The sequence below is a fragment of the Vibrio sp. HB236076 genome, assembly GCF_040957575.1.
Taxonomy (GTDB): Bacteria; Pseudomonadota; Gammaproteobacteria; order Enterobacterales; family Vibrionaceae; genus Vibrio.
On sequence record NZ_CP162602.1, the window covers coordinates 18,545 to 37,811 of the forward strand.

The window sequence follows — 19,267 nt, forward strand, 5'->3', positions numbered from 1 at the left end:
AGGCGTTTAGGCTTTGGTGCTGTAAAGATGCAACAGATCAAGTGCAATGGTCGCGGCGGCGAGTGCGGTCACCTCACTTTGGTCGTAACCTGGCGCCACTTCAACGACATCCATTCCGACCAAATTAATCCCCTGCAAGGCGCGAATCACTTTTAAAATTTTATCGGTACTTAGTCCACCACAGACCGGGGTCCCCGTACCAGGTGCATAAGCAGGATCAAGGCAATCAATATCAAAGGTCAAATAAACAGGTAAGTCCCCGACTCGCTGTTTGATACGACGTACAATCTCATCGACAGACCAATCGTTCGCTTCCATGCCGTTGATCACCTCAAAACCATGATTATCCGCCTCGTATTCGGTACGAATACCGATTTGCACGGAATGCTCGAGATCGATTAACCCCTCCTTCGGCGCGCGATAGAACATGGTGCCGTGATCGTATTCGCTGCCGTACGAATACGTATCAGTATGGGCATCAAAGTGAACGAGTGCCATCTTGCCATAGTGAGCATGATGGGCGCGCAATAATGGCAGTGACACAAAATGATCGCCGCCAAAGGCCAATAAGGCTTTACCACTCGCAATGATCTGCTCGGCAGCAAACTGTAAGCGAGCAGACAAGTCTTTCGCATCGCCGCAATCAAACACTAAGTCACCGGCATCGACCAAAGACAAGCGGTCGCTAAGTTTGAATGACCAAGGGAAACGACGCCCTTCCCACGACAAGTTCACCGAAGCACGACGAATGGCATCGGGCCCCAAACGAGAACCCGGACGACCAGACGTTGCCATGTCAAACGGCACGCCTAAAATGGCCACATCGGCTTCGCTTTGACGTGGGTCGCGCAGGTAAGGCGCGCGCATAAATGTCATTGCATTGGAATACAAAGAAAAATCTTCTTTGCTAAAAACGTCATGCATTTAAAAATCCTCTAGGTAAGTGTAACCACTCAACCCAATTTCAAGTTCATTGAGCACCATCGCTTGCTCATCTTCTGCGACGCGCTGCTTAACCAGTGATTGATAGTTCTGACGAATCAGGTCAACATCGAGATGAACATATTTCATCATGTCTTCCACGGTATCGCCTTCATTAATAAAGTCGATTTGCGCATCGCCTTGCTCAGTCACATTGACCACGACACTGTGTGTATCGCCAAACAAATTGTGCATATCCCCTAAGATCTCTTGATACGCGCCCACGAGGAAGAAACCAAGGTGATACGGTTTGTCTTTGTTCCATGCTGGCACACTCAGTGACGATTCGATGCCATGGCCTTCGACATAATGTTCGACAACCCCATCGGAGTCGCAGGTAATGTCCAACATCACCGCACGGCGATCACTGAGGGTATCAAGCCCAGAAAGTGGTACGACCGGAAAAACTTGATCAATACCCCAAGCATCAGGAATCGATTGAAACAGTGAGAAGTTAACGAAAAATTTATCCGCTAAGCGTTCATGCAACTCTTCCAAAATGGGGCGATGCACGCGATTTTTGCTGCTGAGTTTTTGCGCCAATTCATGGTAAATTCTCAGCGCCACTTGCTCTGCCCAAGCGCGGTGTTGCAAATTGATCACACCGGTGGCGAATTGACTGTGTACCTCGGCAATATCGCTTTGTGTGTCGTTAAAAATTTCCACCAATGCACGAACATCATTTCCCTGCAGTAAATGTTCCCAGCTGCGCCAGATGTTTTGCAGCAATAATGGGTCATCGGCTTGCGGCGCGTTGACCTCTTCAGGCTGATAGGTTTCTGCGCCGATCACATTGGTGATCAATACCGCGTGATGGGCGGTTAACGACCGGCCCGACTCCGAAATAATCGTCGGCGTCGGTTGATGGTACAAATGGCACATATCACTGACGGCACTGACAATATTGCGTGCGTATTCCGCCAAACCGTAATTCATCGAATTCGATGATTGACTGCGCGAGCCATCGTAATCAACCGCCAGTCCGCCACCGACATCAAAAAAGCCAATGTCGGCACCGAGTTCACGCAATTCACAATAAAAACGCGCCGCTTCACTCACGCCATTTTTGACATCGCGAATATTGGCCATTTGCGAGCCTAGGTGGAAGTGCACCAATTGCAGTGAAGCTAACTGCCCTTCACGGCGCAAGCGTTCCATCACGGTCAGAACTTGATTGGCCGACAAACCAAATTTTGATTTTTCACCGCCGCTCGATTGCCATTTGCCTGCGCCTTGAGAGGCTAAACGAATACGGATACCTAAGCGCGGCGTCACGCCCAATGCCTTTGATTCGCGCAGTACGATGTCCAGTTCAGACATTTTCTCAAGTACGATAAAGACCTTATGGCCGAGTTTTTCACCAATTAGGGCCAATCGGATGTACTCTCGGTCTTTGTAACCATTGCAAACAATCACTGAACTGGCATGTTGTGCCATCGCCAAAACCGCCAACAGCTCTGGTTTACTGCCCGCTTCTAAGCCCAGCTGTTTGTTTTCGAGTTCAGCTTGACTGGCCAGTATTTCATCAACCACTTCTTTTTGTTGGTTCACTTTAATTGGATACACCAACAAATACGGACTGGGGTATTGGCACTCGGTAATGGCTTGGTTAAACGCATCGCAAATGTTGTGTACCCTTTGGTGTAAAATCTGCGGAAAACGCACTAGAACGGGTAAATTCAGGCCTTTGCTTTCGAGTTGCTCCACGATATGACCGAGGGAGACTTGGGCTTTTTGATCCTGACGCGGATTGGCAAAGACGTCCCCTTTATCATCAATACCAAAGAAGCCTTGGCTCCAATAGTTGATGTTATAGTCGTCGCGAACTTGTTCAATAGTTGTTTGTTTTTCCACAGTTTTTTATCACTTATGATTAAGAAAAAAGAAACAAGACTGGCTTGCCTTATCACCGGGGCAATCCCCCCTAATGACTGGGTGCTTTATCCAGTAAAAAGCCCACCGAGTCCACTGATTAATATTTGTCATTAAGATTATAGATTTTTGTCGTGAGCCTGCTTATTTATTAGCGTTTTTTTGTCAGCTCGGACACGCTTCTTCCTAAATTGCACCAGTGTCAGTTATGTTATAACATAACCATTTGAGTGTATTCGCATTCACTTAGCCCAAGAAACCAGACTCAGTAATAAGGTAAACCGTCATGAAAGACATTAAAGGCGTTTTTCGCAACCTCGAAAAAATGCTACGTCAAGCCAGTTGGTTTGATGATGATTGGGACATTTACAATCGCGGTGACTACTTTCAGCTCTACAAGCACAACTGGCATAATCAAAATCAAGGTGGCGTCCACTTTGAAACCTTTATCGAGGGGCCGCAGATCAAACAAAAAGCGTTTCCCATCTGCGTTCACGCCGAGGAAGACTGCCCCAAACAAGCAGAGTTTATTCGTCGCTTACTCGAACAAGAGCAAGCCACCATCAATGGCTGGAAAGGCTATAAACCGCTAAGCAGTAGTTACGGTATTTGCCAAAAAACCTTACCGCTCAATTTTAAAAATCTAGAACAGCGTCTCTATGAGGAATTAAATCGTCTGCGACATTTAGAGCACACCATTGATGCGCTGTTGCTAGAGCTCAGTGAGTAAGGTCTTTAGAATCCATGAAAAAACAAAAAAGCCCATGCATAGACTTATGTGATTTTTCGGGACCGAAAGGCTGGTGTACCGGGTGTGGTCGCACGCGAAAAGAGTGCCAAAAGTGGAAGAATATGAAGCCATATGCGGCCAATCAAATCCGCAATGAACTGCCAAAGAGATTGGCACAAATCAAACAAAGTGAAGCGGAATAATGAGTAAAACACTCACTGCGCTGCCAAACGCAGTGCGTGTTGTCGAGCCTATCATCGTTAGGCCGTTTTCTCTTGCTTGCCCGCCACTATTCGGTCGAGGATCAAAGCGCACAGCAAGATAGCGATACCAGCTAAGATCCCTTCGCCCTGTGAGGCGTATTGAAGCGCTGCCAACACATCTTCTCCTAAGCCCTTCGCGCCGATTAACGAGGCCACCACCACCATGGCTAACGACATTAAAATGGTCTGGTTAACCCCAGCCATGATGGTCTTTGAGGCCAAAGGCAAATCCACTTTAAACAACAAATAAGCCGGGCTAGCGCCAAAAGCAATGGCCGCTTCACGCACGGCGTGAGGCACTTGCTGTAAGCCAAGTACCGTCAAGCGGATCACCGGTGGCGAGCCAAACACCAAGGTCGCTAAGATGGCACTGGGTTTACCGGCGCCAAAAAATGCAATCACAGGGATCAGATACACAAAAGAAGGCATCGATTGCATAAAATCAAGGATGGGCCGAACCACCATGAAGACCTTAGGCTTACGGGCACATAAAATACCCAGTGGAATGCCAAACACAATCGAAATCATCGCCGCCGCACCGAGTAGAGAAATGGTGGCCATGGCTTTTTCCCAAAACCCCATCACGCCTAAGTAAGTCATAGCGGCAACGGCAAACACCGCCACACGCGGCCCGCCGGTTAAGGTACTCAAAATCGCCACCACCAACATCACCACTGGCCAAGGGGTATCGACAAACACCACTTCAAGGCTGTCTAGTAAGGCACGTACACTTAACGTCACGTTGTTAAACACGTCGCCGCCGGCTGCCGTCGCCCAATCAAACCACGCCTTGATGCCGTTAGAAATCGACAAACTCAGCCCATTATTGGCCGGGTACTCTAAAAGAAAAGGCAATAACTGTGGCTGAGCAAAGCGGGTCGCAGTCAATGCGATCACAATAGTGAAAAGTCCCAAGCCCGCGGCCAAACGCTCAGCGGATAAACCACTGGCAAGAGTATTATTTGACCGCCAACGGGAAAATTGGGTTTCTAAGGTCCAGTTAGCGACGACCGCGGCCACCAGCTTAGCCAATAACACCACCACTAAACCAGAGACAACTAAGCCAAACGCCTGTGTCGATGCCGATTGCGCCGCGGACATGGCTTGATCCATTGCCGCATGCAGATTTTGTACTGCTCGCTCTAACCCTTCGACTGAACTGCCCGAAGCTTTTGCCGCTTCAATTTGCTGTAATCGCGCATCAATCATGGTTTGAATCGACTGAGCGCGTTGAATTTGATCCGCGCCGAGCTCACCGCCTAAGCCGCGCGCCAATTGCACAAAGCCCCAAGTTTCAATCAGCAGTAAGCCGAGAAACCAAGACCACAAGCCTCGCGCCGCAAACCAAACCGGGCCAAACAGCCCCGCAAAAACGTTAAACGATAACCGAAAACCTTTAGCCTGGCTGAGCTTAGCAAAAGCGTTGACATAATAATCACCATTGCGCTGTACAAAAGTGCGGATCAACTGTTCGGTTTGTTGTTGGTGTGATACCTCAGACATAGGCTTATCCCTCTTCCTTGCGATTGCCTTGAATTGCACGCATTAAATCAATGGTTTGAATAACACCAACGTCGGTGCCATTCTCAGTTACAACCAACACATCATTACACTCAATTGAGCGGTCGATAAGCTGGTTGAGATCGTCCTCGGCATCGACTCGCTTCGCGGTGTGACTGACCGGTCCATGATCGTGTTGATAAACGGCGAGAGGCTGCATGATGGAATGCGCTTTAACTAAATTGAGCTTAGAGATACCGGCGACAAAGTTCGCCACATACTCATCCGCTGGATTGATGACGATCTCTTCGGGTGTGCCTATTTGAACAATTTGACCGTCTTTCATGATCGCGATGCGATTGCCAATCCGAATCGCCTCATCGAGATCGTGAGTAATAAAAATCGTGGTTTTCTTAAGCTTGGCCGACAAATCCATAAACTGGTCTTGCAGTTGCCGACGAATTAACGGATCCAACGCGGAAAAAGGCTCATCCATCAGCAAAATCGATGGGTTGGTCGCCAGCGCTCGTGCTAAACCAACACGCTGCTGCATACCGCCGGATAATTCATGGGCGTATTTGTGCTCCCAGCCATTGAGGTTCACCAGCGCTAAGGCCTGCATCGCTTCTTCCCAGCGCTGTTTTTTGGAGGCGCCGCGGATCTCCAGTGGCATGGCGACATTGTCGACCACGGTTCTGTGGGGCATTAAGCCAAAGTTTTGGAACACCATCGCCACTTGTTGGTTGCGTAAGTGGCGCAATTCATCTTGATTGAGTTCAGTCACTTGTTCACCGCCGACAATAATCTCGCCGGCCGTAGGCTCTAATAGGCGATTGATATGGCGAACCAGGGTGGACTTACCTGAGCCAGACAAGCCCATGATACAAAAGATCTCTCCTTCGTAAATTTCAAAACTCGCCCCAGCCACCCCAACCACACACTCATACTCAGATAAGATCTCCGCTTTGGTGTACTTATGCTTTTTGATTGCTTTATACGCTTGCTCACTTTGCTCGCCAAATATTTTCCACACATCATTGACGATAATGGCCGGCTCTTTCTCTAATTTACTCACTCGTCGACTCCTTGACACTCACCTGTCAGCCCATCACTGGGCTGACTCCATCCGTTGTAGCTTGACTGTATTTTTTAAGCCCTTAGCCACAGGCTACTGATACCGGCGTACAACACCACAGCGGTGTTCTATTCTGTGGTGATTATTCACCAATACCCAGCCACTTATCGACTACGTCACTGTGGGTTTTCACCCATTCGTGAGCAATGGCTTCAGGGTCTTTGCCTTGAATGATCGACTGATAGGTCCACTCGGAAATGTATTGCGCTTTAAGGTCGATATTCGATAAAAATGTCGCCACTTGAGGCGCGCGTTTTTCTAACGATGCGGAGTACGCAACACGGACATTTTTCTCAGGGTCGGCACTGGTGATGGACGACTTTTCGAACCAGTTTTTATCTTCGTTGGGCTGCAGCATGCGGTATTGAGCCGGATCGTGTTTGGGCTCTTCCAGCATCACCATGTCATAAAGCACTTGAATGTAGTGCGGTGTGTAACAATAAAATGCCACCCCTTTTTCCGCCTTGTACAAACTCTCTAATCGATTGTAGAAAATGGCTTCGTCTTCGGTGGATACGGTATTAAACAGCTCGATGCCATAATCTCGCGCTTTCACTTTGTTGATATTGGTCGATGACCAGCCCGGCGCCCCGACCCAAATTTCACCTTTGCCATCACCGTCAGAATCAAACAGGCTTTGAGCGGTTGGGCTGGCTAAGTCATAGACCGATTTGATGCCGTGCTTATCTTTCATATAACGCGGTTCACAAAAACCGGTTTGCCCTTTGTAGGCGCCACTGGATAATTTTACCGTCCCATTTTGTTTGACGTACTTATCTACTAAGGCTTGTTGGTTGGGCAGCCAAACATCGGGGTGTACATCGATATCCCCACGCCCGCCGTCCATGGCAGAGAAGATAATCGGGTTGGTACTGGTGACCATTTCCGCCTCACCACCAATTTTATCTTCGATCACGGCTTTGATCATAAACCCAACCGCTTTGGCCCCCGGCCAGGTGAGCTCGCCGATCATCACTTTATCACTGGCATTGGCCTGGCCGGCCACCCCCAAGGCGACAGAAACACTCAGGGCAACTTTTAATAAACGTCCTTTCATCTTACTCTCCTAAATTAACATCCATGTTGAATTTATCGCGTTGCTCATCAGCGCAATGCACAACGGGTTGGCACTGATGAGCACGGTGGGAGAATTCTCCCTACTTCGGGGTTATGCTCTGGCTCTTTCTCGTTTCGGGTCGAGAAAAGGCACCGAGCACACTTTGGCTAATTGCCGTTTCATATAGCCATCTAAGCAACCTATCTCCACATCGGTATCATTGTGGCTGTAATCGATCGCGATGTGCGCCATGGCAATCACACAATCTAGCTCAGGCGAGCGTACGGCACTGGTTATGGTGCCAACTTGCGCCCGGCCGACAAAGATAGGCGCGCCGTGATGAGGCACCTCATTGCCTTGTAAACGCAATCCCACGAGGGCTTTGCGCGGTGACTCAGAACTGCGAACCAGGGCCTCTTTACCAATGAAGTGATCTTTTTTCAGATCCACGGCAAAACCGAGCCCAGCCTCAAAGGCATCAACATTAGCGGTAAACTCTTGGTTCGCCACCATGAGTCCGGCTTCCAAGCGTTTAATATTCAGTGCTTGTGCGCCCATCGGCGTGATACCAAATTCTTCACCTTCTTTCATCAGTGCATCCCAGATATCGACAGCGGAGGCTTGATCACAGAAAATTTCATAACCGAGTTCACCGGTAAAGCCACTGCGGGTGAGCATAAACATCGGGCCATTGCGGTCGTAAAGGCGAGCGATGGTAAAGCCAAACCATTTAATGTTGTCGATGTGTGGGTGACTAGGCTGGGTGAAGACCAATTTTTTCAGCAAGTCGCGGCTCTTGGGCCCTTGAATCGCCAAGTTTGGCATCGAGGACCACAAAGGCTTGATCCACACTTTAAATTGATGCTGCTCTGCCAACGCTTTTAACTGCCGAGCACTTTCTTCCGAGCCACAGCACCAGCGAAACAAATGATCCGAGAGGCGAAATAAGGTGCCATCGTCGATCACCGTGCCAATCTCACTGCACAGCAAGGTGTACATACCTCGGTGAACCGCCAATTTACTGATGTTTCGCGTCATCGCCAGTTGCAACAAAGCTTCGGCATCGGGCCCCATGACGTCGTACTTTCTCAGTGATGACATGTCTTGAATGGTGACCGCCTGGCTGCAAGCCCAATACTCTTCTAACACCCCAGTACCTTGATAAGACACCGGTAACCACAAATCTCGTGCCACCGCATAATGGTTGGTTAGCTCGCGAGTTCTCGGGTGAAAAGCACTTTCAGTTGTCATGTTGTAATTACTCTCAGTAAAGGGGCGATGGGCAATCGCTTTAGGAATATCACTGTTTTGGTCGTAAATGCGCACGTGTATGTCTGTTGGACACCAGCCATTGATGGGGTCGATGTCATCAGGGCACGCCGTCGAGACACACACCAAGTCTGTCAAGGCTTGCATGACGACGTAATCGCCAGGTCGCGACCACGATTCTTGTGAGGAAAGGTGATGAGTGTGATTGTCGATGGAAGAGTTAAAGAAAAAGTTAATGGCGGGCCAGGCCTCTCGCGGCTTGATACCATAGGGCAGATAAGCCTTGGAAATATTATCGGAGCAATTGACATGGCCGGGAAACCCCTTGTCTTCATAGCCGCGCGCCGTACAAGCGAGAGCAAAAGTATCATGACGGCCAACAGTATCTTGAACTACAGCCAACAAGGGCTGCATGTCTTGATCATAAAACTTATCGCACAACCCCGGTAATGGGTAAGCATTGCCAACCATAGTACGAGTGACAGTCGAATCAATATGTCGCTCTAAGCCTTCGTCGAGTGCCGATTGCTTTACCGCCATAAAATCCGAACACTGACGCCCTTCAACATCGATAATTTGAATAAACTCGCCGGCCTTGACGCGATAAGCTTGTGCTGTACCTTTACTGACATGGATATCTTGCGACACTGGTGCTAATGGCTTGGGCAAGGGGTTGCGTTGCGGCTCTGAAACACGGTGTTCAATCAAAATTGAACCGCCGCCGCCCGATGCAATCGCTTCGTTGGTTTGCTCTATGGCGACCAATAAGGTAAGTGCTTGATCAGATTTGATGGTATAAACTTCGCCTGCCTCACCACTGGCATCAAAAATAGCGCGTGCCGGTAGATTGGCAACCTCGACCCCGCTGAGCTCACGGGTATCGAACGTCACCGAGCTTGGCTGCCACGCACAAGGCGGGAGCGCAGCCAACGAGGTCATGGCAATCGCGTCTTGGCCTTGTGAGTCGAAGGCAAGTACTTTGACCTCCGTGGCCCCATCACAATTGGTCAGGTTGAGTAAATCACCACTCAACACCTCGATAAGCTGTGACTGACCGCAGTGCACTTCATAAGCGTTGACTTGCGATTTTGCCGCAAACCCTGGGTAATAAATATCCCCTCCAACATCAATGTTGTCATGGGGTTTGTATATATAGTCCATCATAGTCGCCTTTTTAGCCTTTTATTCGTATTGTCTTGTTAAAGCCTGTTACCTAGCACGAAGATACGGCGCAATTTACTCTATTTAACGACTTACCTTAGTCACAGTCTTCTCGCTCTGTTTAGTAAGAAGAAGGCAACACCCAAATGATCTCGAGCGGCTCATCGGTGACATTGGCAATTTGAAACTGATCGTCCTTGCCGACCGAAAAGGTATCGCCTTCCAACAAGGTGAGAGGCTCTCCTTCGATGTAAAACTCTGCCTGACCTTGGCGAATGTATCCGCTTTCGTCGCCCACCCTTTCTCGAGATTGATCATCGGTTTTAGCGCCTGGCGCTAAGGTGGTTAAAATCATAATAAAAGCGCCATTCATTTTTTTAGACAGCAGCTCTTCTTTAATCTCGCCATCTGAAAAGCTCAGTTGGCGGCGATTGTCTTTGCGAACCACAAAATTATTTTCCTGGTCGCTCAAGGCGTCATCGGTGTGAAAAAACCAAGAAATGTTCACGCCTAATTCATCACTGATTTTTTTTAGTACCGGTATCGACACCGATGACAACCCACGCTCTAATTGACTGATGTAGCCTATCGAGCGGCCTGTTGCTTGAGCCAATTGTGTCTGTGTCACTCCTTTTGACTTTCTCAAGTCGCGAATTTGTCCCCCGAGTCGGCGGTTGTTTTTTTCGACGTCATTGTCGATGGTTGTTAATGTCATAATCACTTTTCTTGTTTGGTTTTCCGTTTCTCCACCCTAAAGGCATCCGCTGTCCATCGCAATCGATTTAACAGTGGGCCTGTCGACACAAAGGCCCAACAATTTATTGCTTAATGCGTGCCATTTTTGGGTCATAGAACGAGCCAAACGATGGCGTTACTTTGTAACGAACGCACTCAACTTCGATTTCAAATTCACTCTCTTCCAGCCACTGTTTAGTCACACCTGACGAGTGTTCAATGTAGCCAAGTGCAATGGTGGCACCAACGGTGTGGCCAAACATCGCAGAGCGGGTGAAACCGACGATTTCACCGTTGGCATAGATTGGCTCTTCGTGATAACAAAGCGGTATCGGATCTTCAAATTTGAAATTCACCAAACGCTTTTTAACCGGGCCTTGCGCTTTAAAGGTAAGCAGCGCATCTTGACCAATAAAGCCGCCTGGTTTTTGATAATCGGCGGTAAAGCCAAGCCCAGCTTCAATCAAATTATCGACATCGACCAGATCGTGTCCCCAGTGGCGAAAGCATTTTTCAATGCGCAGTGAGTTCATGGTGTGGTAACCATATGGACAAATATCAAACGCTTTGCCCGCATCGAGGATCGCGTCAAAGACACTCGGTGCGTATTCGGTTGGCATATACAATTCCCAACCGAGCTCGCCGACATAAGTAATGCGAGACGCGCGCACTTTGGCGTAGTGCATAAATATTTCTTGTGAGGTAGCAAAGGGGAAAGCGCTGTTTGACAGGTCGCTATCGGTCAATTTAGACAGAGTATCGCGCGCTTTAGGGCCCATCACGGTGATGACGGCATAAGCAGACGTCATGTCGGTAAAGATCACAAACTCTTCCGGCTTTTTGTTACGCTGTAACCACGCCATGTCACGAGTTTGCCCTGCCACGCCGGAAACCACGAAAAACTTATCTTCGGCGACACGAGTAATGGTAACGTCGGCTTCAATGCCGCCGCGCTCATTGAGCCATTGGGTATAAACAATTTTGCCAACCGGTACCGCAACATTATTGCAACAGATCCGATTTAAAAAGCGTTCTGCATCCGGCCCGGCCACTTCGTATTTAGAAAACGAACTTTGATCCATCACCCCCACTCGCTCTCGCACAGCCTCATGCTCTTTTTTGTTGTTTTCGAACCAATTTTGACGCCCGTATGAGTAGTCGTATTCGGCTTTTTGACCGGGCTCAGCAAACCAGTTCGCCCGCTCCCAGCCATTTTCAACGCCGAAAACAGCGCCAAGCGAGGCCAGCTTATCGTGCAACACCGAACGCCTCACCCCGCGAGCGGTTTTAAACTGCTTAAAGGGAAAATGGGTTTCATACAACAAACCGAGCGTTTCTGTTGTTCTATCAAACAAATAAGATTTTGAGCCTTGGAACGGCATATTGCGCCGGATATCAACACTCCACAGATCTTCGGTGGGGTAGCCTTTATGGATCCACTCCGCCAACGCTTTACCCGCGCCGCCAGCAGATTGGATCCCCACCGAGTTAAAACCCGCAGCGACAAAATAGTTGCGCAATTCTGGTGCTTCACCCAAGTGGTAGCGGTCATCGTGAGTAAAGGACTCCGGGCCGTTGAACATCACCTGCAGACCGGTATTTTCCAAAATCGGCACGCGATGCATCGCCGATTCGAGGTAAGGTTCGAGGTGATCAAAATCGACGGGTAACTCGTCGAAGCTAAAATCTTTAGGGATGCCATCCATGCCCCAGGGCTTAGCGCCAGGCTCGAACATGCCCACTAAGAGTTTACCGGCGTCTTCTTTGTAATAGCAGTACCCATCCATGTCGCGCAGAGTCGGCAAACGATGGGTAATGGCGGGAATGTTTTCCGTGACAATGTAGTAATGCTCAGCGGCGTGCAGTGGCACATTGACACCGGCAAGGCGGCCGAAATCTCGCGCCCACATCCCCGCGCAGTTCACCACGTATTCGGCGTCGATATCCCCGCTATCGGTGACGACACCCGCGGCAAAGCCATCACGGCTTTTAATGTCGAGCACTTGCACATTTTCAATAATGGTCGCGCCGCCCATACGCGCGCCTTTGGCCAGGGCTTGGGTCACATCGACAGGGCTGGTCATGCCATCCATCGGTAAGTGAACCGCGCCAAGCACGCCATCGGTGTTTAACAACGGCCATAAATCCTTAGCTTGCTCAGCATCGATAACATCGCATGGGAAACCGGCGACTTTGGCCATCGAGGCGCCGCGTTTTAACTCCGCCAAGCGCTCTTTGTTGGTCGCAATCGTCAAAGAACCATTGCGCACAAATCCGGTTTCTTGGCCGGTTTCTTGGGCCAAGTTTTCGTACAGATCGGCGCTGTATTTTGCCAACATCGACATCGTGTATGACGCGCGCAAAGTGGGCACTAGACCAGCAGCATGCCAAGTGGTACCACAAGTCAGCGTTTTGCGCTCTAGGAGAACCACATCTTTAATCCCTAATTTGGTAAGATGATAAGCAATACTGCACCCAATCACCCCGCCACCTACAATCACCACTTTTGCCGAGCTTGGCACTTGATTGGTCATAAGAATCCTTCCTTAAAGACAAGTGAGTTATTACTGTCATAAACTCTGTTTATGGCCGAGGTTACAAACATGTAACTTCATGATGTTATTAAACTTTACACACTTTATAGTAAACAAATTGCATTAAAAACTAACAACTTAAATTGAAAAATTCAACGTTAATTTCATTTTAATGTGTATTTATTGTTTAAATTTAATCTATGTGAAAGATAAGCAAAAAACAGACCGAAAAACCGAGCAGAAATGGTGAGAACAAAACAAATGTCAACGTGCGAACTGGCACCAAAATGAAATTTTGTTAATTAATTTCATTCCCTATTTTACACTGTGATAACGACGGCGCGCCTTATGATTGACCATCTTTTTACTGGTTCAGTGTCATTAGGCGTCGTTGGCCATTATTAATAAAGCGTTAAAGGTGAGAGGAAAAAAGCGGTTTGAACATAATATCTTGTGGCCCGGCTGCACCACCATAATACTTTGCCCCAAAATCGACAAAGCCGCTGTTGAGATAACAGGCTCTTGCTTGTGAGTTATTGCAATTGACCGTCAGGAACAAACGGTCGAACTGATGGTAATGCCGGCCCAAGTAATCAAAGAGTACCGCCAACATTTGCTTTCCTAAGCCTTGGTTTTGGTGGCGATGGTCGATGGCCACAGCGCGTAACCCCAATGCATTGGGGGGACAAAAATCATAATGCTTTTGATAGCGGGTATCTAGTTTAAAAAAGCCCACCACCGCTTCTTGATAGGTAATAACAAATCGGTGGGTGGTTGGGCATTTATCGGAAAGAAACTCACTGACTGTCCCGCAGTATTTCACCTGGTGCGGGGCGAGAACAATTTGTTCAACCGCATTTGTGTGTTGCTCGGTCAGTGGTTCAATAAACAGCATGTCTGTTCACTCTCGTTGATAGGGAAACTGAGGGCGCTAAGTCATTGAGCAGCAAGGTATGACTCAATGGTTTGCACGCTGGCCTGAGGGTTTTGATAGTCGACGCCTACTGCTTGGCATTGATCACCGATGCGCAAAATTAAGCTTGGAAAACCACTGGCACCTATGCGACGAGCAAAATCGAGCTCTTGTTCAAACTCAATATTCAACGCTTCAGAGGCGTAATCGGTGCGAAAGGTGTCCATATCCAGGCCGATCTCTTGCGCCAGAGTCAGCAATACGTCGTCGTCACTCGGATTTTTGGCATGGAGGTAATACGCTTCTTGAATCGCCTTCACCATCTCAACTTCACGGCCTTGCCAACGAGCGGCAAGCGCAGCACGGCAAGAGGGATAAGTAGAACGGCGTGGTGTGTTGTTCGACCAAAAGTCGTGGTTAAATGGCGTGCCCAAATAAGCTTCAATTTTTCGCCAATAGGATGCAATTTGCTGTTGCATCGCCAAGGGCATGGCCACGTCGCTATCGGGGGCGAGGCCGCCAAGCACGTAACACACCTCTATTTGATCCGACAAGTTGGCTTTGATTTTTTGCCAGGTCGGTGCGTAGCCCCAGCACCAAGAGCACATAGGATCGTAAACGTAATACAATATTGCTGAGGATGAGTGGGTTGACACTGTTTCTCTCCGTGAAAAAGGGTTCGAGACTCAAGTTATAATCTGCTAAATTACTACAGATATGTGATCAACAGCAACGACAAAAGATTATGAATTTTGACCAAAACATCATTAGCACTATGGCAGAGCTCGAAACCTTCATTCGCGCGGCAGAAAGTGGCACCCTTGGCATTGATCAAGTCGCGGGGATCGCTTTGGCGACCAATAACGCCGATGGTCGACGTTTTATTGCGCTTCTCGATGACAAGCAACAACTGTTACTCGGCCGTTGGGTGACAGAAGAGATCTTCCATCAAGGCCAAGACTTGGTTCGCTACGGTAAAACCAGCACCCATTGAACGCGTCATATTTTAGGGGCATCACGCCCCTTTTACTTAACCGGGCACTTGGTTATCGCGATGACACAAAACCGCACCGGCCCATTTTTATCAGGGTTTGAACTTCACGGCAGTGCCACTGACACTCACCATCATCATACCGCCTTTCGCGCCGACCACTTCATAGTCTATATCAATGCCGACAATACCATCAGCGCCTAACTGAAAGGCTTTTTCTTCCATTTCTTGAAAAGCAATCGCCCGCGCTTTGCCCATTTCTTGTTCATAAGAGCCAGAACGGCCGCCGACAATATCGCGGATCGCACCAAAAATATCTTTAAAGACATTGGCGCCTAAAATGGCTTCGCCGACCACGACATCCAAATAGGTTTCAATCGGTTTACCATCTACCGTTGACGTTGTTGTTTTTAACATCACTGTCTCCTTTGTCACTGATGATTTAACTCAATGTTAGTCTAAAGGGATAATACTCGTTGATTTGAATACAAAGTCTGTGAAGATAAATCAAAAAAACCCAGCCTTAGCTGGGTTGATATCAGTTTTTATCACAAAAGGCGGTAATTATTCCGCTAGTTCTTTAGCCGTTTTGATGTAAATATCACGCAGTGCTAACGACGCCTCACCGGGTTTCCCATCGTTGATCGCTTTGCCATCAATTTCAACCACTGGCCAAACAAAGGTCGTCGCCGAGCTAATAAAGGCTTCTTTCGCTTGGTAGGCTTCATCAATAGTGAACAAACGCTCTTCTATTTCAAGGCCCAATTGCTCCACCAAGGCCATCAATGAAGCACGGGTAATACCGTGTAAAATATCGTTACTGAGCGGCCTCGTGATCAGCTTGTTATCGTGGGTAATGATATAGGCATTGCTTGCCCCCCCTTCGGTAACAAAGCCGTCTTCGATTAACCACACATCGTCGCAACCCGCGTCATGAGCGGCTTTTTTCGCTAAACAGGCCGGCAATAAACTGGTGGTTTTGATATCGCGACGACGCCAGCGAATATCATCAATCGAAATGACTTTGATGCCCTTTTTCACTTTCGGGCTTTCGATCACGGGGCGACTTTGCGTAAATAACATCAAAGTCGGCTCGATATCGTCGCTGTACATAAAGTCGCGGTCGGTTTCAGCACCGCGCGTCAACTGCAGGTAAATACCGCCTTCAACCAAATCATTACGCTCAATCAATTGACGCTGAATGGCGGTCAGCTCTTCACCGGTCACGGGCAGTTTAATGCCTAACTCCGTCGACGAGCGCTGTAGGCGAGCAAGGTGCCCTGGGTTATCTATCAGTTTGCCGTCCAAGACCGCCGTGACTTCATACACTGCGTCAGCAAATAAGAAACCGCGATCAAAAATTGAGATCTTTGCTTCGCTTTCTTTGATAAATTCGCCGTTTAGATAAACAATACGTTCCATACTAGACTCCTTTAACCCCACAATGCCGGTGTAAATGGCAGCATAGCGTCATCTGTAAATTCAATCCCTTGTTCTATGTCTTCTGCCAGCAGCAATGGCCCGTCAAGATCCACCACCAGTGCATTTTGCGCCGCGACAAACGCCGGTGCCATACTCAATGACGACGCCAACATACAGCCAACCATCACTTGTAAACCCGCCTCTTCCGCTTCTGCTTTCAAGGCCAGCGCTTCAGTTAAGCCACCGGTTTTATCGATTTTAATGTTGATCATATCGTAGCGACCGATGATTTTCTTCAGGCTTTGACGGTCGTGACAAGACTCGTCCGCGCAAATAGGAATCGGTCGTGGTAGGTCGTCAAGTATGGCGTCATCATTGGCGTGAAAAGGCTGCTCAATCATCGCCACGTCAAGCTCGAGCAAATGCGGGACCAAGGTGCGATAGTCATCAAGACTCCAAGCCTCATTGGCATCGAGAATGATTTTGGCATTCGGTGCCCCTTCTCGTACGGCTTGCACGCGTTCTAGATCGCCTGCCCCGCCCAATTTGAGTTTGAGCAAGGGACGATGCGCGTTTTCGAGTGCCGCTTGACGCATGTTTTCTGCACTGTCGAGTGAGAGTGTATAAGCCGTGGTTAACGATGTTGGTTCAACGCCAACTCGTTGCCAAATAGTTTGTTGATTCAATTTACACTCGAGATCCCACAAGGCACAATCAACAGCATTACGGGCAGCACCTGATGGTAATAACACCTGAAGCTGCTCACGCGTGATCCCCGTGTTGATTTCTTCTTGAATGTTTTCAATCTCAGCTCTAACACTCTCTAGCGACTCATCATAGCGAGCGTAAGGGACGCACTCACCGCGCCCCGTTACTCCTTGTTCTGTGAGCTCAACAATCAAGGTTTCAGCCTGAGTTCGACTGCCGCGAGAAATCGTAAAGCTGCCGCGTATAGGCCAAGACTGCGTCGTCAGTTTGATCTCCATTACAACTCCAAAAGATTGTCAACGATACGTTCTACACCTTGACGGAATGGGTCAACCGCTGGCAGGCCAATTTCAGACTCCACTTTATCCATGTAAGCCAATGCTTCGTCTTCGCTCATACCAGAGGTGTTAATAGAAATACCGACAAATTTAACATTGGGGTTAGTTAAACTTGCTGTGGCTAAGTTAGCATCAATACACTTTTGCAAATCCGGTAATGCGTATTCTGGCAGCCCGCGCATGTGAGCTCGAGTTGGCTCATGGCACAGCACCAAAGCATCGGGTTGAGAGCCGTGGATAAGGCCGGTAGTCACCCCTGCGTAAGAGGCGTGGAACAGCGAACCTTGACCTTCAACAACATCCCAGTGGTTGTCAGCCGCAGCGGGCGTAATCGCTTCAATCGCGCCGGCAATAAAGTCTGCCACCACGCAATCGGCACTCACACCCCCACCGGTGATCAAAATACCCGTTTGTCCTGTGGCGCGAAAATCCGCGTCCATGCCGCGCTCTTTCATGGCTTTTTCGAGTGCAAGTGAGGTGTACATTTTACCGACAGAGCAGTCCGTACCGACCGTTAAGAGGCGTTTGCCTGAGCGTTTTTTACCGTTGGCAACAGGGTAATCTTGGGTAGGATAGCGCACATCAAATAGTTGAGTGCCTTTTTTCTCGGCCGCTGCAACAAGCTCAGGAATATCAGTAAGTTTGTTATGCAGACCTGCAGCAATGTCCATGCCGGCTTCAACCGCTTCAAGCAATACCGCTCGCCATTCTTGTGAGATTAAACCACCACGGTTTGCCACACCAATCACCAGCGTTTTAGCGCCTGCTTCAACCGCCTCAGCGATCGAGAGGTCTGTCAGACCCACGTCGGCTTGGCAGCTTGGTAAACGAAATTGACCAACACAAAACTCTGGACGCCAAGTTTTGATCCCTTGCGCGACTTTCGCCGCTAATGCATCTGGGGCGTCACCTAAAAACAGTAAGTAAGGTTGCTTAAGTTCCATTTATGTTTCTCCATCCAACAAATTGGTTTATCAAGTTAGTGATTAATGTCTTTTAATACTCAGACTATAGTGCAAAATCCGTGACAACAAGATCTTTAACCATCAAAAAAAGCACCGCCAAATCAGCAAAATTCGACAATATATGCACTTTATCGTCAAATTGTGCATATTTAGTCACAAATTGTCATTCCAACTTAAAAAACATTTTTAACTAAGTAATCACCAAAATAAAAAATTTTAATTCAATAAAATTATCAATCGTAGAATTTGTTGTGCTTTGTTTCCCTGTCGGCAACCAAAGTCAATTTCAGTCTCCGCCCACAAACAGAAATAAACTCTAATTTTACATCAAATATCAAAATAATTGATTTTGTGATTCAAATCTCAATTCTACTTAGTAAAAAAGAAACATTTTTCATTTCAGCCAGGCTCGTTGGCAATCAAATGGCGATATTGCACCACTAAAGAGCATAAAAAGCACAATAATGGTGCATAATTGACTCTCAAATTTGTTAATCCACTCTAACACCAAAATGACAGCGGCAAGTTTTCCTCACTTAACAGCTCGGCAACCTTAGTCATAAATTCCAAATTTACGTCAAGTTTTGGTTTATTATAAAAACAGAGGTGATATTTGATAGTAAGCGGAGTATATTGCTTGAAAGCATGATAATAAGGCGGTGTTTTGCCCCTGTTATCCACCACTGCTCATGG

General features: G+C 48.1%; 17 protein-coding genes. 3 read left to right on the forward strand and 14 right to left on the reverse strand.

Going from position 1 to position 19,267, the window contains the following annotated elements:
- Positions 1-6: 6 nt before the first annotated feature.
- Entirely contained in the window at positions 7-924 is a 918-nt protein-coding gene (speB, locus tag AB0763_RS13380; RefSeq protein ID WP_306099691.1) for an agmatinase, read from the reverse strand.
- A complete protein-coding gene (gene speA, locus AB0763_RS13385) occupies positions 925-2,835 on the reverse strand; it encodes an arginine decarboxylase (RefSeq protein ID WP_306099692.1) in 1,911 nt (636 codons plus the stop codon).
- Positions 2,836-3,139: 304 nt separating this feature from the next.
- Here speA and AB0763_RS13390 point away from each other — a divergent pair, with 304 nt between their 5' ends.
- Together AB0763_RS13390 and AB0763_RS13395 are read left to right on the forward strand one after the other, a co-directional pair.
- Positions 3,140-3,583 carry a hypothetical protein gene (locus AB0763_RS13390; protein ID WP_306099693.1) on the forward strand — a complete coding sequence of 148 codons (444 nt, stop codon included), beginning with the start codon at positions 3,140-3,142 and terminating at the stop codon, positions 3,581-3,583.
- Positions 3,584-3,597: 14 nt separating this feature from the next.
- Complete coding sequence (locus AB0763_RS13395) at positions 3,598-3,786, forward strand: DUF1289 domain-containing protein (protein WP_306099694.1); 189 nt, start codon at positions 3,598-3,600, stop codon at positions 3,784-3,786.
- Positions 3,787-3,843: 57 nt separating this feature from the next.
- Here AB0763_RS13395 and AB0763_RS13400 read toward each other — a convergent pair whose 3' ends face one another.
- The 8 genes from AB0763_RS13400 to AB0763_RS13435 all read right to left on the reverse strand — a co-directional run bounded on the left by AB0763_RS13400 (position 3,844) and on the right by AB0763_RS13435 (position 14,806).
- Positions 3,844-5,349: a proline/glycine betaine ABC transporter permease gene (locus AB0763_RS13400; RefSeq protein WP_306099695.1), complete on the reverse strand. Its 1,506-nt coding sequence runs from the start codon at positions 5,347-5,349 to the stop codon at positions 3,844-3,846.
- Between the two features lie 4 nt (positions 5,350-5,353).
- Complete coding sequence (locus tag AB0763_RS13405) at positions 5,354-6,421, reverse strand: glycine betaine/L-proline ABC transporter ATP-binding protein (RefSeq protein ID WP_306099696.1); 1,068 nt, start codon at positions 6,419-6,421, stop codon at positions 5,354-5,356.
- Between the two features lie 142 nt (positions 6,422-6,563).
- Positions 6,564-7,538 carry a glycine betaine ABC transporter substrate-binding protein gene (locus tag AB0763_RS13410; RefSeq protein WP_306099697.1) on the reverse strand — a complete coding sequence of 325 codons (975 nt, stop codon included), beginning with the start codon at positions 7,536-7,538 and terminating at the stop codon, positions 6,564-6,566.
- Between the two features lie 111 nt (positions 7,539-7,649).
- Positions 7,650-9,971 carry a DUF1989 domain-containing protein gene (locus AB0763_RS13415; RefSeq protein WP_306099698.1) on the reverse strand — a complete coding sequence of 774 codons (2,322 nt, stop codon included), beginning with the start codon at positions 9,969-9,971 and terminating at the stop codon, positions 7,650-7,652.
- Between the two features lie 118 nt (positions 9,972-10,089).
- Positions 10,090-10,683: a helix-turn-helix transcriptional regulator gene (locus tag AB0763_RS13420; protein WP_306099699.1), complete on the reverse strand. Its 594-nt coding sequence runs from the start codon at positions 10,681-10,683 to the stop codon at positions 10,090-10,092.
- A 103-nt stretch (positions 10,684-10,786) separates the two neighbouring features.
- Positions 10,787-13,237, reverse strand: a complete 2,451-nt coding sequence (locus tag AB0763_RS13425; RefSeq protein WP_306099700.1) for an FAD-dependent oxidoreductase — start codon at positions 13,235-13,237, stop codon at positions 10,787-10,789.
- Between the two features lie 412 nt (positions 13,238-13,649).
- Complete coding sequence (locus AB0763_RS13430; protein WP_306099701.1) at positions 13,650-14,132, reverse strand: N-acetyltransferase; 483 nt, start codon at positions 14,130-14,132, stop codon at positions 13,650-13,652.
- Between the two features lie 41 nt (positions 14,133-14,173).
- Positions 14,174-14,806 (reverse strand): DsbA family protein, encoded by a 633-nt coding sequence (locus tag AB0763_RS13435; RefSeq protein WP_306099702.1) that lies wholly within the window; start codon positions 14,804-14,806, stop codon positions 14,174-14,176.
- 89 nt (positions 14,807-14,895) lie between these two features.
- On the opposite strand from AB0763_RS13435, the gene AB0763_RS13440 reads away from it, so the two are divergent.
- Positions 14,896-15,144 carry a hypothetical protein gene (locus AB0763_RS13440; RefSeq protein WP_306099703.1) on the forward strand — a complete coding sequence of 83 codons (249 nt, stop codon included), beginning with the start codon at positions 14,896-14,898 and terminating at the stop codon, positions 15,142-15,144.
- A gap of 90 nt (positions 15,145-15,234) precedes the next feature.
- On the opposite strand, the gene AB0763_RS13445 is transcribed toward AB0763_RS13440, so the two are convergent.
- The 4 genes from AB0763_RS13445 to dgcN all read right to left on the reverse strand — a co-directional run bounded on the left by AB0763_RS13445 (position 15,235) and on the right by dgcN (position 18,553).
- On the reverse strand, positions 15,235-15,558 hold the full coding sequence (locus tag AB0763_RS13445) for a heavy metal-binding domain-containing protein (RefSeq protein ID WP_306099704.1): 324 nt from the start codon (positions 15,556-15,558) through the stop codon (positions 15,235-15,237).
- A gap of 147 nt (positions 15,559-15,705) precedes the next feature.
- Positions 15,706-16,563, reverse strand: a complete 858-nt coding sequence (locus tag AB0763_RS13450; RefSeq protein ID WP_306099705.1) for a D-amino-acid transaminase — start codon at positions 16,561-16,563, stop codon at positions 15,706-15,708.
- A gap of 11 nt (positions 16,564-16,574) precedes the next feature.
- Entirely contained in the window at positions 16,575-17,549 is a 975-nt protein-coding gene (dgcA, locus tag AB0763_RS13455) for an N-acetyl-D-Glu racemase DgcA (protein WP_306099706.1), read from the reverse strand.
- A complete protein-coding gene (dgcN, locus tag AB0763_RS13460) occupies positions 17,549-18,553 on the reverse strand; it encodes an N-acetyltransferase DgcN (protein WP_306099707.1) in 1,005 nt (334 codons plus the stop codon). The genes dgcA and dgcN overlap by 1 nt, the downstream gene beginning before the upstream one ends.
- Between the last annotated feature and the right edge of the window lie 714 nt (positions 18,554-19,267).